The 7199-nt window shown below is 70.3% G+C and carries 7 protein-coding genes; 5 read left to right on the forward strand and 2 right to left on the reverse strand.

Annotated elements, in window-relative coordinates:
• Positions 1-72: 72 nt before the first annotated feature.
• Positions 73-345, forward strand: coding sequence for a cellulose binding domain-containing protein (locus DKT68_RS10470; RefSeq protein ID WP_407940725.1), 273 nt, complete (start codon positions 73-75; stop codon positions 343-345).
• Between the two features lie 98 nt (positions 346-443).
• Here the strand turns inward: DKT68_RS10470 and DKT68_RS10475 are convergent, their stop codons facing one another.
• The gene (locus tag DKT68_RS10475) at positions 444-1118 is read right to left on the reverse strand and encodes a type 1 periplasmic-binding domain-containing protein (RefSeq protein ID WP_109817216.1); all 675 of its coding nucleotides are present in this window, start codon (positions 1116-1118) and stop codon (positions 444-446) included.
• Between the two features lie 337 nt (positions 1119-1455).
• On the opposite strand from DKT68_RS10475, the gene DKT68_RS10480 reads away from it, so the two are divergent.
• From DKT68_RS10480 to DKT68_RS10495, 4 genes are all read left to right on the forward strand, one after another.
• Positions 1456-2517 carry a HupE/UreJ family protein gene (locus tag DKT68_RS10480; protein ID WP_236646822.1) on the forward strand — a complete coding sequence of 354 codons (1062 nt, stop codon included), beginning with the start codon at positions 1456-1458 and terminating at the stop codon, positions 2515-2517.
• A gap of 142 nt (positions 2518-2659) precedes the next feature.
• Positions 2660-4633, forward strand: coding sequence for a purple acid phosphatase family protein (locus DKT68_RS10485; protein WP_109817220.1), 1974 nt, complete (start codon positions 2660-2662; stop codon positions 4631-4633).
• A gap of 92 nt (positions 4634-4725) precedes the next feature.
• On the forward strand, positions 4726-5805 hold the full coding sequence (locus tag DKT68_RS10490) for a WxL protein peptidoglycan domain-containing protein (protein WP_109817218.1): 1080 nt from the start codon (positions 4726-4728) through the stop codon (positions 5803-5805).
• Between the two features lie 125 nt (positions 5806-5930).
• Positions 5931-6902: an NADP-dependent oxidoreductase gene (locus DKT68_RS10495; RefSeq protein WP_201748985.1), complete on the forward strand. Its 972-nt coding sequence runs from the start codon at positions 5931-5933 to the stop codon at positions 6900-6902.
• A 10-nt stretch (positions 6903-6912) separates the two neighbouring features.
• On the opposite strand, the gene DKT68_RS10500 is transcribed toward DKT68_RS10495, so the two are convergent.
• Positions 6913-7199 (reverse strand): MerR family transcriptional regulator (locus DKT68_RS10500; RefSeq protein ID WP_146218328.1); only part of this gene is annotated, 287 nt, incomplete at its 5' end.

Below are 7199 nucleotides of genomic sequence, written 5' to 3' on the forward strand. Positions count from 1 at the left end.
CGCGTCTCGTGGGCTCGGAGGTGTTTATAAGAGACAGCTCCGCCGCCGACCGGTGCCGGCTGCGCGGCGACGGTGTCCGTCAGCCAGTGGACCGGCGGTTTCGTCGCCACGGTTCGGGTGACCGCCGGCTCGTCGCCGGTCAACGGCTGGACGGTCGCCATGACCCTGCCGGCGGGCGCCAGCATCACCAACGCCTGGAACGTCAACCGGAGCGGAAACTCCGGGACGGTCCAGTTCACCAACGTCGGTCACAACGGCGCCGTCGCCCCCGGCCAGTCGACGGAGTTCGGCTACCAGGGCGCCGGGACCGGCGCAGGGATGACCCCTACCTGCTCCGCGACCTGACGTCCGGCGCTCGGAGTCTTCCAGCGGCCCCGGTGTGCGGGCGGGCAGCCTGAGCACCGGGGCCGCCTCCCGCGTGAGCGCGCCGCCGGCGCGCCCCGTCACGCGGGCTGGTCGAGCCAGATCACGATTCCGGTCAGGTCGCTGAGCACGGCCGCCATGCCCGCCCGGATGGCGGCCGCGCAGCGCTCGGCCGTGAACGAGTCGGCGTCGTACGTCGAGGACATGCCGAGCCCCTCGCCCCGGAACGAGGCACCGGACCAGTCGACCGCCGTGACGTTGTGGGTGGGCTCGGCCAGCTCCGCGCCCACCACGAGGAACCGCTGGTCCAGGTGGTTCGGCGTGACCAGCGCGAGGGGGTCGACGAGGTCGTTGCCCGCGCTGACGATGAGGTCCGGGTGCATCTCCATGGCCTTGGCGATGCTGGGTACGGCGTCGTGGGCGTCGCCCACCACGACCTTCCGGAGGTCGAGGTGTTCGTCGTCGGCCCACTCCTCGACCGCCGTGACGAGGGCCCTGGTCGGGTCGTCGTCGCCGGCGGTGAGCAGCACCACCCGGTAGTCCCGCGACGGGTGGATCCCGGTCCACGAGCCGGGCTGCGGCCGGACGGTTCCCTCCGGAACGGGCGTGGTCGACGGGTCGACGAACCCCGGTCCGACAGAGCCGACGGCGCTGGGCCGGGGACGCGGCTGTGACCAGTCGTCACCGGAGCCGCATCCGGTGACGAGTGCGGCGGTCGCGGCCAGCATGGCAACGGCCCGAAGCGGGGGGCGCAAGGTGATCGTCCTCCGGGTGGTGGCGGAATGTGTGCGTACTCCTCGGTATTCCTATCCCACTTCTGGCCGCGAACAATGCGCGGGCGGTCGCTCCGGCATTTTGTTCTCCGGCGGTTCTTCGCCGGGCGGGGTGATGTTCACCAACTGCGTGCAGCGTGCACTGGCCAACTGAGGGGGCCGCATGTTCGGGCACGTTCGCCGTACCGTTGTTGTCGCCGTTGTCGGAATCGCTGCGGCGGTGATCCCGTTTTTGGGCGCCGGGCCGGCGTCCGCGCACGGTTTCTCGTCGACCGTCTACGCGAAAATCACCGCGGGAGACGAGGGTCACATACGCACGATGGTGGAGCTCGAATACGACCTCCTCGTCGTGTCCGCGGCTGATATCGGCCACGACGATCCGCTGTTCCGGGCGGGCACCGCCGCGTTCGAGGCGGGTGACACCACGGCGCAGGCCACGGCGCTGAACAACCACCCGCAGACGACCCTCCGGTACGTCGCCGATCGCTTCTCGGTGACCTCGCGCGACGCCGGGTGCCGGCCGACGCAGGTGGGCGCCGCGACGATCGGCGAGCGCGAGGGCGTGCCGTACGCGAATCTGCTGCTCGACTGGACCTGTCCCGAGCGGACCGACGAGCACGAGGTGCGCAGCGTGCTGTTCCCCGACGGCGACGGCTACGTCAAGGGCACCAAGACGATCGTCACCTACGAGGTGGACGGTCGTTCGGGCAGCGCGGCTCTGGACGCCGCCAACCCCTCCTTCTCGACCGGTCAGTCCTGGTACGAGCGGTTCAGCGAGTTCTTCCTGCTGGGCGCCGAGCATCTGCTGTCCGGGATCGACCACATCCTGTTCCTGCTGGCGTTGATCGCCGGGTCGCGGCGGCTGCGGGAGATCGTGCTCGCGGCGACGAGCTTCACCCTGGCGCACTCGGTGACGTTCCTGCTCGCCGCCCTCGGTCTGGTCGACGTGCCGGCGAGCGTGGTGGAGCCGGTCATCGCGCTGTCGATCGCCGTGGTCGCCGGGTGGCACCTGTGGGGGATCTGGCGGCGCGGCGACCACGCCACCGATCTCGAGCCGGCGGGCCGTGGCCACTTCGACCTGGACCGCTCCGGCTGGATCCGCCTCGCCGTCGTGTTCTGCTTCGGCCTCGTACACGGCCTGGGTTTCGCGGGCGCGCTGGGCATCGACGAGGCGTGGTCGTGGACCCTGCTGTGGTCCCTGCTGGTGTTCAACGTCGGTATCGAGGTTGTTCAGTTGGGGATTGTCGCGATCGTCTTCCCGCTGCTGATCGTGTTGCGACGCCGTGCGCCGAAAGCCGGTCTCTGGGCGACCGGCGCTGTTTCCGGAGCCGTGTCCATTATGGGGCTGATCTGGTTCGTGCAGCGCGTCTCCGGGTCCTGAGCAAGGCTAAGTAGTTCGGGAAGTGCAGCCATCCGCAAGATCACGTTCATGGCTGGTTCATCAGGCAGCGAAAGCGTGGATTTGCTTCCCCATCGTCGGGAGAAGAGCATCCATTTCTCTATTTGAAAAGGGAACAATGTCGATGACATTGAGCACCTCGACACGGGCCCCCGGGCTCGTGCGGCGGCGCGTCGTCGCCGGGGTCGCTGCGGGATTCCTCGGAATCACCGCAGCCGCCGGCAGCGGCCTGATGGCCACCGCCAGCGCGGCCGAGTCCACCACGATCAGCAGCGTCATCCTCGGCGTCGGCGCCAACGAGACCCAGCGCATCGTGACCTGGTACTCGTCCGCCGACACCGCGCAGAAGATCCAGCTCGCCCCGACCGCCGAGATCGTCAACGGCGAGTTCCCGGCCAGCGCGGCCAGCTTCGACGCCGTCGGTGGGGCGAACACCTCCACCACCGGTTTCAACCGGCACGCCACGATCACCAACCTGCGCGAGAACACGGCGTACTCGTACCGTGTCGGCGCCGAGGGCAACTGGTCTTCGGCGTACGCCTTCAAGACGCAGGACTTCGAGGGCGACTACGACTTCCTGTTCTTCGGTGACCCCCAGATCGGCTCCTCCGGTGACCGGCTGAAGGACCAGGCCGGCTGGGAGGAGACCCTGAAGGTCGCCACGGCCGCGAACCCGAACGCCGAGCTGCTGGTCTCGGGTGGCGACCACGTCGAGAGCGCCAACGACGAGGGCCAGTGGACCTCGTTCATGGCGCCCGACCAGCTGCGTCAGTATCCCGTCGTCGCCACCATCGGCAACCACGACGTGGGCGGCAAGTCCTACGAGCAGCACCACTTCACCCCGAACACCGACCGCACGGCCCCGTACTACGACAACGGGAACCCGGCGGGCACCAAGTCCGGTGGCGACTACTGGTTCGTCTACAAGGACGTGCTGTTCATCGACATCAACAGCAACAGCTACAACCCGGCCTCGGGTGGCGGCGGCGACGCGGCGCACGTCGCGTACGTCACCGACGTGATCAACAAGCACGGCTCCGAGGCCAAGTGGAAGGTGCTGGTCTACCACCACTCCATCTACTCGCCGGCCAGCCACGCCACCGACAACGACAACAAGCAGCGGCGGGAAGACTTCACCACCGCCTTCTCCAACCTCGGCGTCGACATGGTGCTGCAGGGTCACGACCACAGCTACTCCCGCAGCTACGCCATCAAGAACGGCCAGAAGGCGAACCCGGCGGAGAAGCCCGGCGCGGCCGAGGTGTACCCGGGCCCCGGTGGCGTCATCTACGTGACGGCGAACTCGGCGTCCGGCTCGAAGTACTACGACATCAAGAAGCCGGACAGCACCGGCACCGGCGTCCGCGGCAACGGTCCGGACCCGCTGAACCCGGACAGCTACTGGTACAACTCCGTGCAGAACCAGGAGCACGTCCGCAGCTACGTCAAGGTGCAGGTCAAGGGCGACAAGCTGGTCCTCGAGAACCTCCGCAGCGGCACCTGCGCGGCGCCGAACGCGGCGGTCGAGAAGGGCCTCTCGTGCACCAACACCGCCGACGGCCAGCCGATCGGCTCGATCGTCGACAACGTGACCGTGCACCCGTACCACGGTGACGGCCAGGCCATCCAGGTCAACGTGCCGAACGCGGCTCCGGGTGAGTTCGGCTGGACGATCGACGGTTACAACGGCCTGGTGGACCTCGGTGTCGCGCAGGAGCGCAACGCCGCCTACTTCGGGGCGAACGGCAAGATCAACCCGATCCTCGTGTCGGACAGCCGCCGGTCGCTCGCCCCCTGGTCGATCTCGGCCAGCGTGGGTGACTTCCAGGACGGCGACAAGACGTTCTCCGGCTCCTACCTCGGTTGGACGCCGTACGTGCTCGACGGCGGCGCCGGCGCGGAGGCCGGTGCTCCGGTCCTGTCCGGCTACGACGACCAGGGCAAGGGTCTCTCGGTCTCGAGTGGCCTCGGTGCGGCCGCGCAGGGCCACCCCCGCGGTGGCGCCAAGCTCGGCGCTGACCTGGACCTGAAGATCCCGGACAGCATCGCGAAGGGCAGCTACCGCGCCACCCTCACGATCACTGCGCTGAGCAGCTGATCCGATCCGCCTGAGCCGGCGGGGTAGGCGCCCCCGGGTGTTTACCCCGCCGCTCGTTCCAGAACCGAACCAGACCGCCTGAGGACCCCGAGATGCCGACGACCGCAACGCGCCGGAAGACCACCGTCGCCACCCTTCTCCGTACCGCCGCCGCCGCTCTGCTCGCCACCTCCGCCGTCGCCGGTCTGGCCACGGGCCCCGCGTTGGCAGCGGAGGGTGACGTGGCCTGGACGGTCCGGACGGCCTCCAACAGCTACGGCGCCGCCCGGTCCAGCTTCAGCTACGCCGTGAACCCGGGTGGACGGGTCGAGGACGCCATGGTGGTCGCCAACCGTGGCCCGGTCCCGCTCAACCTGGCGGTCTACGCCGCGGACGGCTTCACCACCGGCGCGGGCCAGCTCGACCTGCTCCCCAGGGACGGGAAGTCCGTGGCGGTCGGCGCCTGGGTCCACGCCGATCGCGGCAGCGTGACGATCCAGCCGGGAAAGACCGCGCAGGTTCCCTTCGCGATCACCCTTCCGGACAACGCCACCCCCGGCGACCACGTCGGTGGCATCCTCACCTCGCTGACCCAGGCCGACCAGGCGGAGGGCATCAACGTGGACCGGCGCCTCGGCATCCGGATCACCTTGCGGGTCGGCGGCGAGCTGAAGCCGAACCTCGCGATCGAGGACCTGCACGTCGCGTACGGCGGCACGTTCAACCCCTTCCGCAAGGGTGGCGCCACCGTCACCTACACGGTCCACAACACGGGCAACGCCGCCCTGTCCGGCCAGCAGGCCGTCTCGGTCTCCGGGCCGTTCGGGTCACTGCCGGCCAAGGCGGGTGGGATCGCGGCGCCGCCGGAGCTGCTTCCCGGCGAGAGCTGGAAGGTGACGGTGCCCGTCCGCGGCGTGGCGCCGGCGGTGTGGCTGGCGGCGACCACGACCCTCACGCCCCGGCTGACCGACGCGTCGGGATCGACCACGTCACTGAAGCCGGTCCAGGCCACCGCGCACAGCTGGGCGCTGCCGTGGATGCTCGTGCTGGTGCTCGTCGTGCTGGTGGCCGTGCTCGTCGGGGTCCTCCGGTACCGGCGCCGCAACGGTGCCCGGCGCAAGGCACGCGAGGACGCCCGGGTGCGCGACGCCGTCGAGCAGGCGCTCCGTGGCCAGGAGCCCCGGACGTCCTGACCCGCGGGCGAAGTAGCCGAGGGCGGCCGTCGTCCTTGTGGGTGAACGGTGCTCAGCCCCGGACCCGGCCTGTCCCGGACCCGGCATGCTGCGACGGGTGACGCCGGCACGGAGAGGGAATCCACATGGTTGACGGGGATGTGCCAGAGCGGATGCAGGCCGCGGCCTTCGACGAGTTCGGCGGGCCGGAGGTGATCACCCTGCGGATCCTGCCGGTGCCGGAGATCGCCGACGACGAGGTGCTGATCAAGGTCTGGAGCGCCGGCGTCGGGGTGTGGGACGCCTACGAGCGGCAGGGCGTGCTGGTGCCCGAGGGTGCGGCGTTTCCGATCGTTCCCGGCTCCGACGGCGCCGGAAGCGTCGCCGCGGTCGGCAGTCAGGTGACCGACCTTGCGGTCGGTGACGTGGTCTACGTCGCGGCCACGACCCGACCGAAGGGTGGCTTCTACGCCGAGTACGCGGCGGCGAAGGCGGAGTACGTCGCGAAGCTGCCCGACGGTGTGCCGGTGGAGCACGCCGGTGCCATGCCCACCGACGCGGTGACCGCGCTGGCGGGGCTGGACACCCTCGGTCTGGCCGCCGGCGCCTGGCTGCTGATCTTCGGCGCGAGCGGCGGGCAGGGCCACCTGGCCGTGCAGTTGGCCAAGCGGCAGGGACTCAACGTGATCGCGGTGGCCTCCGGGGCGGACGGCGTGGCGCTGGTGACCCGGCTCGGCGCCGACGTGTCCCTCGACGGCCACGGCGACCCCGGCCAGGTGCTCGCGCGGATCCGGGAAGCCGCCCCGGGAGGGGTGGACGGCATCCTGGCCATGGCCGGTGGGAAGACGCTCGACCGGCTCACCGAGACGCTGTCCGACGGCGGGGTGGTCGCGTACGCCCACGGTGTGCAGCCCGAGCCGCAGGAGCGGCCGGGCGTGTCGGTCCGCGCGTACGACGGTGCGGCCAGTCCCCAGCAGTTGCAGCGCCTCAACGAGCTCATCGAGGTGGCGCCGTTCCAGGTGCACGTGGCCGAGATCTTCCCGCTCGGCAAGGTGGTGGAGGCGCACCGACGGTTGGAGACCTCCTACCCGGGCAAGCTGCTGCTGACGATCCGCTAGCGCGAGCGCCTCACGATCCGGTCGTCGCCAGGTAGCCGGCGAGGTGACCGGCGGCCACCAGCATCGCGTGCCCCCGTCCGGCCAGCCGTTGCCGCCAGGTGTGCAGGGACGCCGCCAGCGGACCCGGGCCGTCGGCGGCGCGTACCTGCCCCATCACGGTCGCGATGTGGGCCAGCGGGTAACCGCCCCGGCGCAGGAGATGGGCCAGCTCGGCGTCGCGGACGTCGTCGGGGCCGTACAGCCGCTGCCGAGAGGGGCGGTCCCGCGTCGGGGACAACACGCCGGCCTGTTCCCATT

Origin of the sequence: Micromonospora acroterricola (genome assembly GCF_003172955.1) — a bacterium.
Taxonomy (GTDB): Bacteria; Actinomycetota; Actinomycetes; order Mycobacteriales; family Micromonosporaceae; genus Micromonospora; species Micromonospora acroterricola.